Here is a 17765-nt window from a genome sequence, read left to right as displayed (position 1 = left end):
GCGTTTCGGATTCCTGGGATCCTTGACATCGACTACCCGGAAGCAGCCGATCTTGTCCAGGCCGTTCTCGTAGCATCCCGTGTTGAAAAAGGACCCGTCGGTATCCGGCCAGGGGGCGATCTTCGAATACGCCCTGGATTTGGCGGGTGTCCCGTCGTCTGCCACGTCTACGGCACCCAGGAATTGGAAGTTCCACGCTTCCTCGGGGGCTTCGGCGTACGCGACAGTGGAAATCCCGATGAGCAACCCGACAACCAACGCCACCAATGCAAGATGTGGCATCCCGATGCGCTTTCCGAACATGGCGGCTTTCCCCCCTTTTCAGCCCAAAGGGTTCGGACCGATATTCCTCCAGCACTTTTCCCGGACCTGTCGCTGCGGTACGCATCCCCCCTTCCTGTTCGCTTTACGATAGCGTTATCATCTTCACCTCGTCTCGCGCGGAATCCGCCGGAATCGGGCGCAGTCGGCGGCACCATCGGTAACGAAATCAGGCACTTGCGTACCCCTCTCGTGACCACGATATAAGTTGCTGAAAACAGTCCGTCCGGTACGGCGCTATGTGCTATTTACCCGGGGTTGCGCTACGATCGAATGGAAGGGTCGCCATCTTATCCTGTACCGGGTTCAGGCGGCGGATCGGTTGCCTGTTTCCTGACGGCGTCGGAGCAGATTATCTCAAAAACGGTTCCTTTGGTCCATATCCCCCCTACCGCTTCCCTCCCCCGCCGGGCCACGGGCAGGCGTTCGAAACCGTGATCGTCATGACGGCCTGCCCGCGGGACGCCGCCTCGCGGAACGCGCCGAGCAGCGCCGGGAAGACCTTCTCGTCGTCGCCCCACAGGACCGTGCTCATCTCCCCCGTCTTGTACTCGATCCCGTGCCGCCCGATCTCGCCGATCGCCGCGTGAATCGCGGGACCGAGATCCTCTTTTCCCAGCGGATAAAGGCTCACCTGCGCCGTGATGCCGTACATGGCGCCTCCTCCCTCACTCCGGACATTTCTTCAGGACCATGAACCAGTCGAGCACCCTGGTGCCGGCCGCCGGCGCTTCGACACGGTCCTTGGCGCTGCCGCAGGATCCCGGCGGAGGAACGATCACATCTTCCCCGGGCTTCCAGTTCGCGGGCGTCGCCACCTGGTGCTTGTCGGAGGTCTGCATGGCCGTCAGCAGGCGCAGGATCTCGTCCATGTTGCGGCCGTTGGTCATCGGGTAATACAGGATCGCCCGGACGATGCCCGCGGGATCGATGATGAAGACCGCGCGGACGGCCTGCGTGGTGCTGGCCGCCGGCTGCAGCATCCCGTACAGCCTGGCGACCTCCATCGACAGGTCGCTGACCACCGGGAACGTCACCTCGACGCCCTTCATCCCCTGGAACTCGATCTTCTCCTTGATGGTCCTCAGCCATGCGATGTGGCTGTAGTTGCTGTCGATGGACAGGCCGACCAGCTTGCAGTTGAGCTTCTCGAACTTCGGCTGCAGGGCGGCGAAGGTCATGAATTCCGTGGTGCAGACCGGCGTGAAGTCGGCCGGGTGGGAGAAGAAGACGACCCACTTGCCCTTGAAGTCCGCCGGGAAGGCAATGGGCCCCTGGGTGCTTTCCGCCGCGAAGGACGGCGCCTTTTCGCCGATCAACGGAAGTCTGTGCTGCTGTTCCATCCGGGTGTTCCCCCTTTCGATGGAATGGCCGGTTTCCGTGCATCTATATATATTTTTTATACCAGATGCGATGCCCGGGCTGTCCGCGTTTAAAAGTAATACCTCGCCCGGATTTCCGCCCTCCAGTCGTTCTGCTTTTCCCCGAACTCGCTGAAACGGTCTCTCGCCAGGACGGACGCTCTCAGCCGCAGATCGAGGTTCTTCACCCCGGTGTACTGGATTTCCGGAGAAAGGGAGAAGCTCCTGTCGTTCGTGTTGAAGATCCAGGTCACCGAAGGGGTGAAATAGAGGATATCGAACGGCTCCTTCCGGCTGACTCGTAGATACAGGTAGTTCTTCATGGGATTCGGCCGCCCGTAGTTCCCTGGCGTGACGTTCGCCGCTCTCTGCAGAAGAAGATCGTTTCCGGAGGAAACGAACGCGTTGTACGCGTTGTCGATGAACGCGAAGTAATCGGTCATTTCGTTTCCGGTGAACCCGGTCCCGTTGCGGTAATACTCCAGGATGTACGTCGTGTCCGCCTCCGTAAGGTACCGCATCCCGGCGAGGTAGCTCGCGGTATCATTTTCCGTTTCGACCACTTCTCCGCTGCTGCGCAGGGTTCTTCTCCCGTTGTCCTTCAGAAAGGCGAATTCCCCGTGGATCTCGAAATTCGTCCGGAGGTTGCGCGAGAAATCCGCCCCATACCGCTTCGGACGGCTTCCCCCTCCAAGCGCCATGAAATCGATATCCGTGTCGTACAAAAGGAGGTAAAGCTTCGCGGCAAAGTTCATATGCCCGGTTTTTCCGAAGTCCTCGTTCACGCCGTCGAATGCGGGCACGAGCACCGGGGTGAAGGAAACGGTCTTCAGCGGCCCCTGAAAGCTCTTGATGTAATCCGCCGAAGCGACGATGAACCCTTCCAGGTTCTGCTCCGGGTCGTCCGGGTCCTTGGGCCGGTCCACGAAGGCCGCGGGGTTCCACGCGTACCCCTTCCCCCACTTGAGCGTCTTCTTCCCGAGATCGATCGTCAGGGACGACGAGGGCTTGACCGACAGGAAGCCCTCGTAGAGGGTCGTCGCCAGATGGCTCCCTTGCCAGGAATTCAGATAATCCGTGTTCGTACGGACAAACAGGCGGGCGATCCCCGCTTCAAGGGAGCCCTCCAGCTGGAGCGCTGCGTTGTACTCCTCCAGGACGGCGCCCTCGTCGCGGTTGTAGAACCTCAGCTTGTAGAGAGAGGCGTCCCGGTCGAGTCCGAAAAGCACCGGGCGCAGCTCGGCATAGCCGCCGATGTGGTACGGCTTCTTCTCGATCTCCGATTCGTCGAACGTGTACTCTTCCGCGAAAGCGGTCGGCGATACGCCGCAAAGCAGCCAGAGGGATACGAAAAGGATGCGGCGGACCGCCCTCATCTAAGCGATTCGATGTTCGGCATGAAGGTAAGGGTAAACACTTCGTCCTTGAAATCCCGCGCCTTGACCTTCGCGAAGATCATCACGGATTTATATCCCTTGAACAGCGGGCTGTCGGTCTCCATCACGGCGGGCCGGACGACCCCGCCGCCGAAGTCCTTGATCTCCTTGAAATACAAGGTCTTTATAAGCATGTTCGCCTCGGTGAGGCATTCGATCCTCGTCGGCAGCTTCTTCGCCTTGTCCGCCCACAGCCTGAGCCGGTCGTACGCAACGGCCTTGGTCTTCGCCTTGAGGTGGAGAAGGTACTCGTTTCCCTGCTCCTCCACTTTTTCCACCGTATACTCGGCCGTGTAGTCGAGCTGAAGGATGTCCGCGTTGTTGAAGACGCCGCCGACCACGGACTGCAGGCTCGTGATCCGGACCGGCTTCCCGACGTTGGGGATGTAGAGCCACATGTTTTCGTCCAGCCGGAGGGTGCTCCTGCCCTTCTCGCTGGCGGGGGCGATGAAGAGGGAGGCGACCTTGTCCACCCCCTTCTTGACGGTGAACAGGGTGTATTCCTTCTTCCTTCCGTCGGGCTCGATATTTATGAGTTTCCGGTACGACTCGTACGATTCCGGGTTCAGGTTCCGGTCCACCTGCCTGAGAAGCGCCGCTCCGTCTGCCGCGTAGGCCGGGACAGCGGCAAGCAGGGCGATCAGCGCGATCAGCATTTTCATCATCGGCCTCCTCCTACACATGTTTCAACGCCTTGATCGGTTCCATCCGCGACGCCTTGAACGCGGGCTGGAGGCTCGCGACCGCCGAAATGACGATCACGATGGCCGACAATGCGAAGACATCCGCCGGACGGATGCTCGCCTGCAGGAGAAGATCCTTCTGTTGCCCGAAGTCGTAGGTGATGTTGGACATGTTGAGAACGAAAATGACGGCGGCGCCGACGTGTTGGCGGAGGTGCGCGCCCCCGACTCCGAGACTCAAACCCTCGAGGAGAAACAGCGACAGGATCCTTCCGGGCCGCGTTCCGATGGCCGCGATGGTGCCGATCTCCCGGATCCGTTCGTACACCGCCATGATCATCACGTTCATTATGGCCACCAGCACGATGGCGATGAGCATGACCTTCATGAACAGGGTCAGGAGGTCGATCATCCGCGCGATGTTGTAGAAGGGCGACAGCTTCTCCCAGGTATGGACCTCGAAGATCGGCTTCCCCATCGGGTTGACCTCCTTTTCGAGGAGGGCGGTCAATCGCCTGCTTACGGCGCCGAGACGGTCGAAGTCCCGGATCCGGACGGCCACCTCGCTGATCTCCGGCTCCTCCATCCGCAGCACCTCCGCCGCATCCTCTATATGGATATAGCCGTCGCGCCCGCCCGGACCCGTCGCGCTGCCCAGCACGCCGGCCACCAGGAATTGTTTCCCGTTCACCGAGCCGTTCTGATTGGTGGCGATGATGACCACGGTATCCCCTATCTTCACCTTCATTCCCCTGGCCAGCAGCTCCGGGATCCAGATCTCTCCCCGCCCGATGGTGTCCTTCCCTTCCAGCACTCTTCCGGACAAAAGGGGAACGGTCGCGAATTCCCTCTCCGGATCGATGCCGTTCAGCCGGATATTGGTCGTTTCCGCGAAGTTGCTGAACATGCCGCCGAACTTGATCCGCGGGGAATACGCCTCGATTTCGGGCTGTTCGCCCAGCGCCTTCTCCAGCCGCCTGATCGCGCCGGCCTTCATGTTGAGATTCTGGGGAAGGGTGTCGATGGAGGCCACGTACCCTTTCCGGTGGAGCTGCAGATGGCCGATCATCGAATCGGTGATCTGGGCGACCATCATGGCCTTGAAGGAACCCGAGAGGGAGACGAACACCAGAACGAATACGACCCCGAGCATGACAAGGGAGGTCGTGAGCAGGGTGCGCCTCTTGTACCGCAGCAGGTTCCGGACGGCGATCTTCAGGAGCTTGCTCATTTTCCCCCTCCCGCCACGGTCCTGGTGCCGGCCAGCATGCCGTCTTCCAGGGTATGGACGATTTCCGCCTCGCCGACGATCTTCGGGTCGTGGGTCGAGAAGATGAAGGTCGTCTTGAACGTGTCTCGCATCTTCTTCATCAGCTCGATCACCTGGTAGGCGGTCGCGTGGTCCAGGTTCGCCGTGGGCTCGTCGGCAAGCACCAGCTCGGGCTTGGTGACCAGCGCCCGGGCAACCGCCACCCGCTGCTTCTGCCCCCCGGATATCTGGTCGGGGAACTTGTGCATCTGCTCTAGCATCCCGACGGCCTCGAGCAGCGCGAGGACCCGATCGGAACGCTCGGGCGCCGGAACGTCCTGCACCATGAGCAGCGGATATTCGATGTTCTCGTAGACGGTGAGCACCGGGATGAGGTTGAAGTCCTGGAAGATGAATCCGATCTTGTCCCCACGGAACGCCGCTCCATTGCGCCGGTCGAGGGCGGAAACGTCGATGCCGGCCACTTCCAGCAGCCCGCCGCTCGGCTTGTCGAGGCAGCCGATGAGGTTGAGCAGGGTGGTTTTCCCGCTCCCGGACGGACCGACGAAGGAAACGAAAGAGCCCGGATCGATCTTGAAGCTCAACCCTTTCAGCGCCCTGACGGTGACGTCTCCCGCCTGGTAATCTTTCGTGATGTCTGTTGCCACGATCAGGCCCATGCTTCCTCCTTTACACCCTGAGCTCCATTTTTCTCCCGTTGACGAAACGGTAGCAGTGGAATGAGGAGGAATAGTGTCTCAATCGTGGAAAAATTATGGATATTCCAAAGGGTTGCCGCGAACAGGGAGATGCAAAACGCGGCGATTGGCGATTAGGGCAGTCGGACTTGCTCGGAGCGGTTATTCGGCCGGCTTCTCCGCCCCGGGCCGGTTCGGGCATGCCGGCTCCACGAACTTGAACTCCCCGCCCTGCAGGGTGTCGACGACCTTCATGATCGCGCATGAATGGGACTCGCCGCATACCTTGCATTCCACCTTGGGCCAGCGGTCCTCGTTGATGATGGTCTCGATATCTTCCGAGTTATGCTGGCTTCCGACGGTCACCTCGGTGACCTGGGACCTTTTCATCCGTTCGACAACCATTTCCTCACCTCCCGGCGCATGTAAATTCTATTGAAAATGTGAATTATATTCCACTGACGTTCAGTTTACCACGCGAAAGGACGGCGCGGAGATGAACTCCCCCCGGCAGACGGGGCACCGTGCGGGGCCCCTCCTCGAGCAGGGAGAGGATCCGCCTCCGGACCGTTTCCCCTTCCACGGCCGGGACCGGCGGCTTTTTCCTCGAATCCAAAGGATCTTCCTCCCTTGCGATGAATCTTAATTACCGGAAATCGGAAAATAAAGGAGGGTCCCCATGAAATCCCCGATCGTCGTCTGCGGAGCGACGGGAAACGTGGGCCGCAGGATCGTGGAAGCGCTCCTTGCCGCCGGCGAGCCGGTCCGTGTCATCGGAAGGGAACGGGTGCGATTGGGCCCGCTGGCCGCCCGGGGAGCGGATCCACTCCCGGGAGACCTCGAAGACACCGCGTTCCTTGAGTCGGCGTTTTCCGGAGCGCGCGCAGCGTTCGTCCTGATCCCGCCCAAACTCCACGCCCCCGACCTGCGGAGGTACCAGAACAAGGTCTCGGATGCGATCGTTTCCGCCCTCGCGAAGGCGAAAGTCCCCCGTGTCGTCACGCTGAGCAGCATCGGGGCGCACCTCCCGGAGGGGACGGGGCCGATCCTGGGCCTCCACGATCTGGAGGAAAAGCTGGCCGGGCTCCCTGCCGCCGCGGTCCACCTCAGGCCCGGCTATTTCCACGAAAACCACCTCTGGAGCATCCCCGCCATCCGCAGCCAGGGGGTGAATATCGGGGCGCTTCGCCCCGAGGCGCCGATCCCCATGGTCGCAACGGAGGACATCGCCTCCGAGGCGTCCCGCCTGCTCCTTCGGGATTCCTTCAGCGGACGGGAAGTGCGATACCTCCTCGGTCCGAAGGATTACACTATGTCCGAGGTCACGCGGATCCTCGGAAAATCGATCGGGACGCCGGCGCTTCAGTATATCCCCGCCGCCGAGGAGGATATGCGCCGCGCGATGACCGGCATGGGGATGTCGCGGAGCGTCGTCGAGGCGATGCTCGAAATGTACCGGGGCTTCAACGCCGGGAAGATCCGTCCGACCCGGGAAAGGGGCCCCGAAAGCACGACCCCGACGACCCTCGAAGATTTCGCGGAATCCGTCTTCGCCCCGGCGTACCGGGCGGCGGCGTGAACGTGAATATGGGGACAGGAGGAGTGCCGCGATGGAGTATGTGAACCTCGGGAACACGGGGACCAGGGTGTCCCGGATCTGCCTCGGCTGCATGACCTACGGCGCGAAGAAGTGGCGCGAATGGGTGCTGGAGGAGGAAGAAAGCAGGCCCTTCATCCGTCGGGCCCTGGAACTGGGGATCAATTTCTTCGACACCGCCGACGTGTACTCCCTCGGGAGGAGCGAGGAGATCTTGGGCCGGGCGCTGAAGGATTTCGGGCCGGGACGGGACAAACTGGTCATCGCCACCAAGGTCTTCGGCGTCATGGGGGACGACCCGAATCGGCGCGGCCTGTCGAAGAAGCACATCCGCCATTCCATCGAAGATTCCCTACGGCGCCTTGGGACCGATTACGTGGACCTGTACCAGATCCACCGGTTCGATCCGTCCACTCCCATCGAAGAGACGCTCGAGGCGCTGACCGGGGTCGTGCGCTCCGGGAAGGCGCTGTACGTCGGGGCCTCCTCGATGTACGCCTGGCAGTTCGCCGGGATGCTCCATGCCGCGGAGCGTCAGGGGTACAGCCGTTTCGTCACGATGCAGAACCATTACAACCTGCTCTACCGGGAGGAGGAGCGGGAGATGATCCCGCTTTGCAGGAAGGAAGGGATCGGGCTTCTCCCCTGGAGCCCCCTCGCCCGCGGACTTCTTTCCCGGCGGCTCCCCGCGGAAGGATTCGGGGATACATCGCGCGCCCGGACGGACGATTTCGCCCACAAGCTGTATTATCGGCCGGACGATGCCGTCGTGATCGGAAAGGTGGCCGAGGTCGCGGAGCGCCGGGGCGCGCCCATGGCGCAGGTGGCGCTCGCCTGGATCCTGGGGCGGCCCGGGGTGGCCGCGCCGATCGTCGGAGCGAGCCGGATGGAGCACCTAGAGGATGCGGTGAAGGCGCTCGATATCCGCCTGACCGACGAGGAGCGCGCGGAGCTCGAAGCGCCGTACCGGCCGCATCCCGTGCTCGGGCACGATTGATCATGAAGCCGGGTGGCGCCATGCACATCGCGGCCGTCGCCGCCTTCCTCCTTTCCGCCGCGGCTGCGCTTGCCGCCGGGATCGCCGGGCCGGGGTACCGCGCCGGATGGTGGGGATTCCGGCAGGGCTTCGACATCCTCCGCTGGGCGGCGTATCTCGGGGCGGCGGGCGCCGCGGCTTCGATCCTTGCGGCGATTTTCACCCGGCCGGGCAGCGGGCGCCGCGGCTTCGCGGCCGCGCTTGCGGGGATCGCGCTCGGAGCGACCGCCTTCGGCGTGCCCTACGGCTGGAGCCGGATCGCCGGCCAGGTTCCGAGGATCCACGACATCACCACGGACACCGATGATCCGCCGGCCTTCGTCGCCATCCTCCCGTTGCGTAAGGATGCGCCCAACCCGGCGGAATACGGCGGCCCCGAAATCGCCGCGAAGCAGCGCGCGGCGTATCCCGACATCCGGCCGTTCAAGACCGGCATCTCCACTTCCCGGGCATACGAAGCCGCCCTCGTGACGGCGGAGCGGATGAAATGGGAGGTGGTGGAGGAAAATCCCGCGGAAGGACGGATCGAGGCCGTGGCCACCACGCGCTGGTTCGGCTTCAAGGACGACGTCGTCATCCGCATCTCCCCCACGGCGGAGGGCGGATGCGTCCTCGACATCCGGTCGGTCTCCCGGGTGGGGATCAGCGACGTCGGCGCCAACGCCCGCCGGATCCGGGCGTTTCTCGGACGGTTCGCGAAGACCGCGGGAAGCGGGGGATGACCCATGAAGCCGCGCAACGCCGCGCTGCGGATCGTCGTCGTGGTGATCCGGTTCCGATGAGGAGCGGCACATGATGAAACGCATGCTCGGGAATTCCGGGATGGAAGTCGCGCCGCTGGCGTTCGGCGGCAACGTGTTCGGATGGACCGCGGACGAGCCGACCTCCTTCCGGCTTCTGGATGCGTTCACGGCCGCGGGAGGCAACCTGGTCGACACGGCGGACGTGTATTCCAACTGGGTCCCGGGGAACAGCGGCGGGGAATCCGAGACCATTCTCGGGCGGTGGCTGGGAAAAAACGGCAACCGGGAGAAGGTTCTCGTCGCGACGAAGGTGGGAAAGCCGATGGGACCGGGCAGGTCGGGACTGTCGAAATCCTATATCCTCACCGCCGCGGAGGACTCGCTCCGGCGGCTGCGGACGGACCGCATCGACCTTTACCAGTCCCACGAGGACGATCCCGCGACGCCTCCGGAGGAAACGCTGGAGGCGTTTTCGCAGCTTATCCGGCAGGGGAAGGTCCGGGCGATCGGAGCGTCGAACTACACGCCGGAGCGGCTCTCGGAATCGCTGGAAACGGGCGCGCGGCTCGGGCTCCCCGCGTATTGCAGCCTCCAGCCGCGGTACAACCTTTACGACCGCGCGGAATTCGAGCGGGAGCTCCTCCCCCTTTGCCTGGCGAACGGGCTGGGCGTGATCCCCTATTTCTCCCTCGCCAGCGGGTTCCTTGCTGGAAAATACCGGTCGGAAAAGGACCTCGCCGGCAGGGCGCGAGGCGGTTTCGTCAAGAGCTACCTGACCGAGCGGGGTTTTCGCATTCTGGACGCATTGGACCGGGTGGCTTCCGAACACCGTTCGTCACCGGCTGCCGTGGCGCTCGCCTGGCTGATCGCGCGGCCCGGGATCACGGCGCCGATCGCCAGCGCCACCACGCTGGGGCAGCTGCACGACCTGACTGGAGCGATGCGGCTGGAGCTGAATCCGGATTCGATCCAGCTCCTCGACAACGCCAGCGCCTGAAGGGTTCCGCCCCCCCGGCAATCAAGCTATGCGGATTTCTTGTGGAACTCGCGGACGTCGTCCGCGGTGAACTTGTTCAGCTTGATGATGCGGGCCTTCCCGGCCAGAAAGAACGGGAGGGTCTTCCGGACATCCACCTCGCTTTCAGCTTCCACGACGGCATACCCCGTGTGGTCTCCGGCCATGCAACCCCAGTCGTAACGGGCCAGGACGTCTTCTCCCTTCGCCATGACCTCGTCCAGCGCGCGGAGGCATTCCTCCGCTGTGTGCGGCGATTCGATGTGGTATCTGTCCATATTTTCCCTCCTTCCGCAGCATTCGCAGGGAGGTTGACGCGCCTCAAACCTCTCTTATTATCAGTATATATTCTCATCCATATTGCTAAGCGTACGTAGTCGATTTTCCGGCTGCTGGACGCAACCTCAACGGCGGAACGGACCGGCCCCCGCCGCAAGCGTCGCCCCTTCGAGGAGGACGATCATGTTCAGGACCATCGAGATCCCGTGGAGGCGGGAGAACTCCTTGCGGGAAGCGGAATCCGGCGCCGCCGTCTCAAAGGAGACCGCCGCGCGCTTCACCTCTTCCATCCGGGGCAGTAGGCTGTACGCCTGGTATCCGGCCAGGAAGATGGCGGATGCCGCCAGCAGCGTTCCGACAACGCGGCGCCATCCGCGAAACGCCTCCCCCGAGAGAAGCCGCAGGAGAAGCACGACCCCGGCGAGGACCAGCACGTACCGAAAATAGTGCGGAAAGATGGTCCCCACGATCTTCCCGGCCGCGTCCCTCCCCTGCGTTCGGAAGAGGATCGGCGTGACGACGAACGTGAACAAAGCGATCCCTCCGACCCACAGGGCGAGGGTCAGGCGGTACAGTGCGGCTGCGACGAACTGCATCGGCGTCTCCTGCCAGCGGGGATTCCGTGTTCCGTTGCTCAACGACATATTAAAATATCCATGTGCATTTGTTCCCGTAAACCGGATCGCAAAGGAGCGCTGCATATGACGACCGCACTCGTCACCGGTGCGACGGCCGGGATCGGAAAGGTTTTCGCACAGCGGTTCGCGGCGCGCGGACATGACCTCGTCCTCGTGGCGAGGAACGCCGCGTCGCTGGAAGAGGTTGCCGCCGACCTGCGAAAACGGCACGGTGTGGAAGTCGAGACGCTCCGCGCGGACCTGTGCGACCGACAGCAGATGGACCGTGTGGCCGACCGGCTGCGCGACGCGGGCCGTCCCGTCGACATCCTCGTGAACAACGCGGGCTTCGGGCTGGCCGCTCCCTTCCTCCAGGGGCCGATCTCCGACGAGGAGCGGATGCTCGATTGCCTGGTCCGGGCCGTCCTCGTCCTCACCCGCGCCGCGGTGCCCGGAATGATCGACCGCCGCAGCGGGACCGTCATCACCGTGTCCTCCGTCGCCGGCTTCCTGCCCGGGGGCACCTACTCCGCCGCCAAGGCGTGGGCGACGACGTTCACGGTCTCGCTGGCGGGGCAGCTCGCCGGGACCGGCGTCGCCGCGACGGTCCTTTGCCCCGGTTACGTGCGCACCGAGTTTCAGCAGCGGGCGGGGGTCGACGTGTCCTACCTGCCGGGCTGGGTCTGGCTGGACGCGGAGGAGCTCGTCGACCGTTGCCTGGAGGACGTCCGCCGCGGGCGCATGGTCAGCGTCCCGAGCCTGCGGTACAAGGCGATGGTGTTCTTCCTGCGCCGCTTCCCGCTTCGCTGGCTGAAGGGATTGGCCGTACGGCGCAACCGGATGCATGCGGCCGGCAATAAAACCGGGGATCGATGACGAAGTTTTACATCGGCGTGCAAATCGGATACAGTTTTTTCTCAACCCGGTAATCCCCCATGGGAGGTGCGTCTTTGGAGGCACTCAAGGAAACGCCTTTGGCAGGGAGGCATCGGGACCGCAAGGCCCTCATGGCCCCCTTCGGCGGTTGGGACATGCCGATCCAGTACGAAGGAGGAATCCTCGCCGAGCACCGGTGGTGCCGCGAGAAGGCGGCCCTTTTCGACATCTGCCACATGGGCGAGTTCCTCTATCGGGGCGACATCGCCGGCGGCGGCCTCGAGGACGTCTTCACCTTCTCCGTCGCCTCCATCCCGGAGGGGCGCTCCCGCTACGGGCTCCTGCTCAACGAGCGGGGAGGAATCATCGACGACCTGATCGTCTTTCGCCTCGGCAGGAACGAGGCGATGATCGTGGTCAACGCCGCGACCGCTCCCAACGATTTCTCCGTCATCCGCGGCCGCCTCAAGCCGGGCGCGGAGTTCACCGACATTTCCTCCATCACCGGCAAGCTCGATCCCCAGGGACCGCTGTCCCGGGAGGTCCTCGTCGACCTTCTGGGAAAAGAGGTCTCCTCCATCCCCTATTTCCGTTTCGTGAAGATGGACGTTCTCGGCACCCCGGCGATCGTGAGCCGGACCGGCTACACCGGGGAGCTCGGATACGAGATCTTCCTCCCCTGGGACAAGACGGTCGAGCTCTGGGACAGGCTCCTGGCGGATCCCCGAGTCAAGCCGGCGGGACTGGGCGCGCGCGACCTGCTCCGGCTCGAGATGGGCTACAGCCTGTACGGGAACGACCTCGACGAGACGGTCACCCCGCTGGAAGCCGGGCTGGAAGGGTTCGTCAACTTCGACAAGGAATTCGTCGGCCGGAACGCGCTCCAGAAGCAGCGGGCGGAAGGGCCCGGACGCGTGCGGGCGGCCTTCCGCGTGGGCTCCCGCCGCTCGCCGCGGCACAATTTCGAAATCCTGCGGGACGGCCGGAAGGTCGGCATCGTCACCAGCGGAGGGTTCTCTCCCATGCTCGGCTGCGGGATCGGGCTGGGGAGGGTCTCCCCCGACGCCGCCGCTCCGGGGTCGGTCCTGTCGATCCGGCACGAAGGCGTCTCCATGGACGCGACGGTCTGCGATCTGCCTTTCTACAAGGGAGGATCGGTCCGCGCCTGAATCGCGGCCCGATCCCCCATCCCTTTCCAGGAGAAACGACATGTCCGCGATGTACTACACCAAGGAGCACGAGTGGGTGAAGGTCGACGGGAACACCGCCACGGTGGGGATCAGCGCCTACGCGGCCGAGCACCTGGGGGACGTCACCTTCGTGGAGCTTCCGGCGACGGGCAAGGCGGTGAAGCAGTTCGAGGTCCTGTGCGCCATCGAGTCCGTCAAGGCGGCCAGCGACATCTACGCGCCGGTTTCCGGGACGGTGGCCTCCGTCAATGGGGTTCTGAACGACCGCCCCGAGCTCGTGAACGAGTCGCCGGAGGACGCGGCCTGGATGGCCACCCTGAAGATGTCCGATCCCGCGGAGGTGTCGAAGCTGATGGACGCGAAACAGTACGAAGAGTACCGGAAGGGGCTGTGACATGGGCTTCACGCCGCATACGAAGGAAGAGATCCGGGAGATGCTGGCCGCCGTCGGCGCCGCGGACATCGAGGAGCTGTTCCGCCCGATCCCGACCGGGCTCCGCGCAAAGTCGTTCGACCTCCCGCCGGGGATGTCGGAGTTTGAGATGCTGGACGGACTGCGCGAGCTCGCGGGAAGGAACGGACACATCGTCCCCTTCGTAGGGGGCGGCTTCTACGACCACCTGGTTCCCGCCGCCGTGGACCACCTCGCCGGACGCGCGGAGTTCTACACCGCCTATACCCCCTACCAGCCCGAATGTTCCCAGGGGACGCTGCAGGCGCTCTTCGAGTACCAGACAGCGGTCTGCCGGCTGACCGGCTTCGGGGTCACGAACGCCTCCCTGTACGACGGGGGGACGGCGCTCGCGGAAGCGGCCATGATGGCGCTGCGGGTGACCGGGCGGAGCCGGGTCCTCCTGGACGGCGCGGTCAACCCTTTCTCTCGGGAAATCGTCCGGACCTACCTCGCAAACCTCCCGGTGGAAGTCGTGGAGGTTCCGACCCTCGACGGAACGCTCGACCGGAAGCGTCTCGCGGCGGAATTGGACGACCGGTGCGCGGCGGTGCTGGTCCAGAACCCTACCTTCTTCGGCTGCGTGGACGACTATACCGACATCTCGGCAAAGGCGCACGGATGCGGCGCCCTCCTGGCCGCGTCCGTCTACCCGGTGTCGCTCGGGATCCTGAAGTCGCCCGGAGAGATGGGCGCGGACATCGCCGTGGGGGACGGCCAGAGCCTCGGTAATCCCCTCAACTTCGGCGGCCCATCCTTCGGCTTCCTTGCGGCCCGCAAGGAGCTCATCCGGAACATCCCCGGCCGGATCGTCGGAGAGACGGTCGACCGGGAAGGGCGGCGCGGCTTCGTCCTGACCATCCAGGCCCGCGAGCAGCACATCAAGCGGCACAAGGCGACCTCGAACATCTGCACCAACCAGAGCCTCTGCGCCCTGCGCGGGCTGATCTTCCTGTCGGCGCTGGGAAAGAACGGCCTCGCGGAGCTCGCGCGGCGCAACCGGGACAAGGCGGAATACGCCAAGGCCGCCCTGGCCGCCGTCCGGGGTGTCTCCGTACCGGCCGGCCCGCCGACCTTCAATGAATTCACGGTCCGTCTCCCCAAGGGGGCGGACGAGACGGTCGCGGCGCTGCTGCGGCGGGGAATCGCCGCCGGCGTGCCGCTGGGCCGTTACTATCCCGGGATGGAGGACCGCCTGCTGGTGACGGTCACGGAAAAACGCACGAAAGGCGAAATCAACCTGCTCGCGCGGGAGCTGGAGGCGGCGCTATGGAGCTGATCTTCGAGAAATCGGTCGCCGGCCGCGCAGGGGTCCGCCTTCCCGCTTCCGACGTCCCGGACGCAACTCCCCTGCCCGGAGAGCTGCTGCGCGCCGAGGCCGCGGGGTTGCCGGAGCTTTCCGAGCTCGATGTGGTCCGACACTTCACGGGGCTGTCGCGCCGCAACGTCGGCGTCGACACCTCCTTCTACCCGCTCGGCTCCTGCACCATGAAGTACAACGGGAAGGCGATGGAGGAGGCCGCGAAGCTGTTCACCCCGTTCCACCCCATGGTCGCGATGCTTCCCGGAGGGGAATCGCTCGCCCAGGGTTCGCTAGCGGTGCTTTACGGGATGGAACGCCAGATCGAGGAGATCACCGGGATGGACGCGGTCACCTGCCAGCCGCTGGCCGGCGCGCAGGGCGAGATGACGGGCATCATGCTGATCGCGGCCTACCACAAGGCGCATGGGGCCAAAAAGCGGTACATCATCGTCCCCGACTCTTCCCACGGCACCAACCCTGCGTCCGCCGCCATGGTCGGCTACGAGGTCGTGACCGTCCCCTCCGCCCCCTACGGCGACATGGACCTCGACGCCTTCAAGGCCGCGCTGAACGGCGAGGTCGCGGCGGTGATGATGACGTGCCCCAACACACTGGGGCTGTTCAACCCGCACATCCGGGAGATCTGCGACCTGGCGCACGCGGCGGGAGCGCTCGTCTACTACGACGGCGCCAACCTCAACGCCATCCTCGGCAAGGTGCGGCCGGGCGACGTGGGGTTCGACGTGATCCACGTCAACCTCCACAAGACCTTCGGGACGCCGCACGGCGGCGGCGGCCCCGGCTCCGGCCCGGTGGGGGTGAAGGAGGCGCTCATCCCCTTCCTGCCCCACCCGCGGATCCTCCGGGGCAAGGACGGCACGTTCTCCCTTTCGACCGACGGCCCGAAGAGCATCGGGCGCGTCGCCAACTTCTACGGGAACTTCGGGGTGGTCGTCCGGGCGTACGCCTACGCCCTGATGCTGGGGCGGGAGGGGCTGACGAAGGCCAGCGAGCTGGCGGTGCTGAACGCCAACTACGTGATGAGCCGGCTGAAGGACCTCTACGACCTGCCGTACGACCAGACCTGCATGCACGAGTGCGTCTTCTCGGCCACCCGCCAGATGCCGCGCGACGTCCATGCGATCGACATCGCGAAATTCCTGATCGACAAGGGGTTCCACCCCCCCACTGTCTATTTCCCGCTGAACGTGAAGGAAGCGATCATGATCGAGCCGACGGAGACCGAGAGCAAGTCGACGTTGGACGCCTTCGTCGTCGCGATGCGGGAGGCGGCGGAGCTGGCGGAGAAGGACCCGGCGGTCCTGAAAAAAGCGCCCGTGACGACCCCGATCTCGCGCCTCGACGAGACCAAGGCCGCCCGGGACCAGAAAGTCTGCGTTTAGCCGCCTAGATAAGCCTTCTTTACCTGCGGATCTTCGAGGAGTGTTTCGGAGCGGCCTTCCAGGACGAGCCGGCCGTTCTCCAGGACGTAGCCGCGCGCCGCGAACTGGAGCGCCATCCTCGCGTTCTGCTCCACGACCAGGATGGTCGTCCCTTCCTTACGGTTGATCTCCTTCATGGAGTCGAACACGCTCTTCATCAGGAGGGGGGCCAGCCCCATGGACGGCTCGTCCAGGAGCATGATCTTCCTGCCGCTCATGAAGGCGCGCCCGACTGCCAGCATCTGCTGCTCGCCGCCGCTCATGGTCCCGGATTTCTGGTTCTCCCGTTCCTTAAGCCGCGGGAATATCGCGAACACCCTTTCCATGTCGTCCGCGATCCCCGCGGGGTCCTTCCTGGCGAAGGTGGCAAGCTGCAGGTTTTCCATGACCGTGAGGTTGCCGAACAGGCGCCGCCCCTCGGGCACGTGGGAGATCCCCAGCTCGCTCACGACCTTGTCGGCCTCGTACTTGAGCAGGTCCTTCCCCATGAAGGTCATGCGCGTCCCCGGCTGCGCGGGAACCATGCGGGAGATCGCCCTCAGTGTCGTGCTTTTCCCCGCCCCGTTGGCGCCGATGATGCAGACGACCTCCCCTTCCTCGATCCGGAAGGAGATGCCGTGCAGCGCCACGATATTGCCGTAGGAGACGGTCAGGTTCTCGACTGACAGCAGCATCAGGCGACGCCCTCCTTGCCGAGGTAGGCGTCGATCACCTTCGGGTTGTTCCGGATCTCCTCGGGCGTCCCCTCGGCGATGAGCTCGCCGAAGTTCACCGTCTGGATCCTGTGGCACAGCTCCATGACGAACTTGAGCCGGTGCTCGATCAGCAGGATCGCCAACCCCAGCTCCCTGTGGACCTTCCGGACGATCTCCATGATCTGCACGAGCTCCTCGGGATTCATCCCCGCCGTCGGCTCGTCCAGGAAGAGGACCTTGGGATCCGTCGCGAGCGCCCGGGCCATCTCGACCCTGCGCTGCGCGCCGTACGGCAGGTTGAGGACCACCTGCCCCGCAAGGTGGGAAATGCCCAGCATCTCGAGGAGCCCCATCGACTTCTCCTCGATCTCGGCCTCCTCCCGTCTCCGCCCGGGAGTGCCGAAGAACGCCCCGGGCAGGCCGTAGCGGATCTTGGCGTACTGCGCCATGTTGACGTGCTCGAGGACGGTCATGTGCCGCCACAGCAGCAGGTTCTGGAAGGTCCGGCTGATCCCCATGGATGCGATCTTGTGCGGCGGAAGCCCGTTGATCCTCTTTCCCTCGAGCAGGACCTCTCCTTCCGTGGGATTGTAGACTCCGGTGATGAGGTTGAAGATCGTGGTCTTGCCGGCGCCGTTGGGACCGATCAGCCCCCGGATCTGCCCGGGCATGAGCTCGAGGTTGTAGTTCCGGACGGCCCTCAAGCCCCCGAAGTCGTGCGACATGTCCTTCACCCGCAGGATCGGCATGTCATTCCTCCCCGCCCGGTTTGC

General features: G+C 64.2%; 21 protein-coding genes. 9 read left to right on the top strand and 12 right to left on the bottom strand.

Annotation, left to right across the window (positions count from 1 at the left end; all coding sequences use genetic code 11):
• The 8 genes from AB1346_08780 to AB1346_08745 all read right to left on the bottom strand — a co-directional run.
• Window positions 1-303: hypothetical protein (locus AB1346_08780; GenBank protein MEW6720529.1), on the bottom strand; the 303-nt coding region annotated here is incomplete at its 3' end.
• 406 nt (window positions 304-709) lie between these two features.
• Window positions 710-976, bottom strand: a complete 267-nt coding sequence (locus tag AB1346_08775) for a YkoF family thiamine/hydroxymethylpyrimidine-binding protein (protein MEW6720528.1) — start codon at window positions 974-976, stop codon at window positions 710-712.
• A gap of 13 nt (window positions 977-989) precedes the next feature.
• The gene (locus AB1346_08770) at window positions 990-1664 is read right to left on the bottom strand and encodes a peroxiredoxin (protein ID MEW6720527.1); all 675 of its coding nucleotides are present in this window, start codon (window positions 1662-1664) and stop codon (window positions 990-992) included.
• An 89-nt stretch (window positions 1665-1753) separates the two neighbouring features.
• Window positions 1754-3058: a hypothetical protein gene (locus AB1346_08765; protein ID MEW6720526.1), complete on the bottom strand. Its 1305-nt coding sequence runs from the start codon at window positions 3056-3058 to the stop codon at window positions 1754-1756.
• On the bottom strand, window positions 3055-3780 hold the full coding sequence (locus tag AB1346_08760) for an outer membrane lipoprotein-sorting protein (protein ID MEW6720525.1): 726 nt from the start codon (window positions 3778-3780) through the stop codon (window positions 3055-3057). Before AB1346_08760 ends, AB1346_08765 begins: the two co-directional genes overlap by 4 nt.
• Before the next feature lie 13 nt (window positions 3781-3793).
• Complete coding sequence (locus tag AB1346_08755) at window positions 3794-5032, bottom strand: ABC transporter permease (protein ID MEW6720524.1); 1239 nt, start codon at window positions 5030-5032, stop codon at window positions 3794-3796.
• The gene (locus AB1346_08750; GenBank protein ID MEW6720523.1) at window positions 5029-5730 is read right to left on the bottom strand and encodes an ABC transporter ATP-binding protein; all 702 of its coding nucleotides are present in this window, start codon (window positions 5728-5730) and stop codon (window positions 5029-5031) included. Before AB1346_08750 ends, AB1346_08755 begins: the two co-directional genes overlap by 4 nt.
• Before the next feature lie 180 nt (window positions 5731-5910).
• Entirely contained in the window at window positions 5911-6153 is a 243-nt protein-coding gene (locus AB1346_08745) for a hypothetical protein (protein ID MEW6720522.1), read from the bottom strand.
• Window positions 6154-6427: 274 nt separating this feature from the next.
• Between AB1346_08745 and AB1346_08740 the strand changes: the two genes are divergently transcribed.
• The 4 genes from AB1346_08740 (at window position 6428) to AB1346_08725 (ending at window position 10121) form a co-directional block, all read left to right on the top strand.
• Window positions 6428-7327 (top strand): NAD(P)H-binding protein, encoded by a 900-nt coding sequence (locus AB1346_08740; GenBank protein MEW6720521.1) that lies wholly within the window; start codon window positions 6428-6430, stop codon window positions 7325-7327.
• 31 nt (window positions 7328-7358) lie between these two features.
• Window positions 7359-8342: an aldo/keto reductase gene (locus AB1346_08735; protein ID MEW6720520.1), complete on the top strand. Its 984-nt coding sequence runs from the start codon at window positions 7359-7361 to the stop codon at window positions 8340-8342.
• A gap of 2 nt (window positions 8343-8344) precedes the next feature.
• Entirely contained in the window at window positions 8345-9103 is a 759-nt protein-coding gene (locus tag AB1346_08730) for a DUF1499 domain-containing protein (protein MEW6720519.1), read from the top strand.
• 70 nt (window positions 9104-9173) lie between these two features.
• Window positions 9174-10121 (top strand): aldo/keto reductase, encoded by a 948-nt coding sequence (locus tag AB1346_08725; GenBank protein ID MEW6720518.1) that lies wholly within the window; start codon window positions 9174-9176, stop codon window positions 10119-10121.
• 26 nt (window positions 10122-10147) lie between these two features.
• Here AB1346_08725 and AB1346_08720 read toward each other — a convergent pair whose 3' ends face one another.
• On the bottom strand, window positions 10148-10417 hold the full coding sequence (locus tag AB1346_08720) for a hypothetical protein (GenBank protein ID MEW6720517.1): 270 nt from the start codon (window positions 10415-10417) through the stop codon (window positions 10148-10150).
• Between the two features lie 126 nt (window positions 10418-10543).
• Window positions 10544-11014, bottom strand: coding sequence for a DUF4149 domain-containing protein (locus AB1346_08715; protein MEW6720516.1), 471 nt, complete (start codon window positions 11012-11014; stop codon window positions 10544-10546).
• Window positions 11015-11119: 105 nt separating this feature from the next.
• Here AB1346_08715 and AB1346_08710 point away from each other — a divergent pair, with 105 nt between their 5' ends.
• From AB1346_08710 to gcvPB, 5 genes are all read left to right on the top strand, one after another.
• A complete protein-coding gene (locus tag AB1346_08710; GenBank protein ID MEW6720515.1) occupies window positions 11120-11911 on the top strand; it encodes an SDR family oxidoreductase in 792 nt (263 codons plus the stop codon).
• 74 nt (window positions 11912-11985) lie between these two features.
• On the top strand, window positions 11986-13080 hold the full coding sequence (gene gcvT / locus AB1346_08705) for a glycine cleavage system aminomethyltransferase GcvT (GenBank protein ID MEW6720514.1): 1095 nt from the start codon (window positions 11986-11988) through the stop codon (window positions 13078-13080).
• A gap of 40 nt (window positions 13081-13120) precedes the next feature.
• A complete protein-coding gene (gcvH, locus tag AB1346_08700; protein MEW6720513.1) occupies window positions 13121-13495 on the top strand; it encodes a glycine cleavage system protein GcvH in 375 nt (124 codons plus the stop codon).
• 1 nt (window position 13496) lies between these two features.
• Entirely contained in the window at window positions 13497-14831 is a 1335-nt protein-coding gene (gene gcvPA / locus AB1346_08695) for an aminomethyl-transferring glycine dehydrogenase subunit GcvPA (GenBank protein MEW6720512.1), read from the top strand.
• Complete coding sequence (gcvPB, locus tag AB1346_08690) at window positions 14822-16258, top strand: aminomethyl-transferring glycine dehydrogenase subunit GcvPB (GenBank protein MEW6720511.1); 1437 nt, start codon at window positions 14822-14824, stop codon at window positions 16256-16258. The genes gcvPA and gcvPB overlap by 10 nt, the downstream gene beginning before the upstream one ends.
• Here the strand turns inward: gcvPB and AB1346_08685 are convergent.
• Window positions 16255-16971: an ABC transporter ATP-binding protein gene (locus AB1346_08685; protein MEW6720510.1), complete on the bottom strand. Its 717-nt coding sequence runs from the start codon at window positions 16969-16971 to the stop codon at window positions 16255-16257. The genes gcvPB and AB1346_08685 overlap by 4 nt on opposite strands.
• Window positions 16971-17717 carry an ABC transporter ATP-binding protein gene (locus AB1346_08680; protein MEW6720509.1) on the bottom strand — a complete coding sequence of 249 codons (747 nt, stop codon included), beginning with the start codon at window positions 17715-17717 and terminating at the stop codon, window positions 16971-16973. The genes AB1346_08685 and AB1346_08680 overlap by 1 nt, the downstream gene beginning before the upstream one ends.
• Window positions 17718-17765 lie beyond the last annotated feature (48 nt).

The organism is Thermodesulfobacteriota bacterium, from assembly GCA_040758155.1.
Classification (GTDB): domain Bacteria; phylum Desulfobacterota; class Deferrimicrobia; order Deferrimicrobiales; family Deferrimicrobiaceae; genus UBA2219.
This window is presented reverse-complemented; position numbering and strand designations above follow the sequence as displayed.

Bases quoted from the DNA above. Each gene is read 5' to 3' on its own strand.
- AB1346_08775 (MEW6720528.1), bottom strand. From the start codon at position 976: ATGTACGGCATCACGGCGCAGGTGAGCCTTTATCCGCTGGGAAAAGAG.
- AB1346_08770 (MEW6720527.1), bottom strand. From the start codon at position 1,664: ATGGAACAGCAGCACAGACTTCCGTTGATCGGCGAAAAGGCGCCGTCC.
- AB1346_08765 (MEW6720526.1), bottom strand. From the start codon at position 3,058: ATGAGGGCGGTCCGCCGCATCCTTTTCGTATCCCTCTGGCTGCTTTGC.
- AB1346_08760 (MEW6720525.1), bottom strand. From the start codon at position 3,780: ATGAAAATGCTGATCGCGCTGATCGCCCTGCTTGCCGCTGTCCCGGCC.
- AB1346_08755 (MEW6720524.1), bottom strand. From the start codon at position 5,032: ATGAGCAAGCTCCTGAAGATCGCCGTCCGGAACCTGCTGCGGTACAAG.
- AB1346_08750 (MEW6720523.1), bottom strand. From the start codon at position 5,730: ATGGGCCTGATCGTGGCAACAGACATCACGAAAGATTACCAGGCGGGA.
- AB1346_08745 (MEW6720522.1), bottom strand. From the start codon at position 6,153: ATGGTTGTCGAACGGATGAAAAGGTCCCAGGTCACCGAGGTGACCGTC.
- AB1346_08740 (MEW6720521.1), top strand. From the start codon at position 6,428: ATGAAATCCCCGATCGTCGTCTGCGGAGCGACGGGAAACGTGGGCCGC.
- AB1346_08735 (MEW6720520.1), top strand. From the start codon at position 7,359: ATGGAGTATGTGAACCTCGGGAACACGGGGACCAGGGTGTCCCGGATC.
- AB1346_08730 (MEW6720519.1), top strand. From the start codon at position 8,345: ATGAAGCCGGGTGGCGCCATGCACATCGCGGCCGTCGCCGCCTTCCTC.
- AB1346_08725 (MEW6720518.1), top strand. From the start codon at position 9,174: ATGATGAAACGCATGCTCGGGAATTCCGGGATGGAAGTCGCGCCGCTG.
- AB1346_08720 (MEW6720517.1), bottom strand. From the start codon at position 10,417: ATGGACAGATACCACATCGAATCGCCGCACACAGCGGAGGAATGCCTC.
- AB1346_08715 (MEW6720516.1), bottom strand. From the start codon at position 11,014: ATGCAGTTCGTCGCAGCCGCACTGTACCGCCTGACCCTCGCCCTGTGG.
- AB1346_08710 (MEW6720515.1), top strand. From the start codon at position 11,120: ATGACGACCGCACTCGTCACCGGTGCGACGGCCGGGATCGGAAAGGTT.
- gcvH (MEW6720513.1), top strand. From the start codon at position 13,121: ATGTCCGCGATGTACTACACCAAGGAGCACGAGTGGGTGAAGGTCGAC.
- gcvPA (MEW6720512.1), top strand. From the start codon at position 13,497: ATGGGCTTCACGCCGCATACGAAGGAAGAGATCCGGGAGATGCTGGCC.
- gcvPB (MEW6720511.1), top strand. From the start codon at position 14,822: ATGGAGCTGATCTTCGAGAAATCGGTCGCCGGCCGCGCAGGGGTCCGC.
- AB1346_08685 (MEW6720510.1), bottom strand. From the start codon at position 16,971: ATGCTGCTGTCAGTCGAGAACCTGACCGTCTCCTACGGCAATATCGTG.
- AB1346_08680 (MEW6720509.1), bottom strand. From the start codon at position 17,717: ATGTCGCACGACTTCGGGGGCTTGAGGGCCGTCCGGAACTACAACCTC.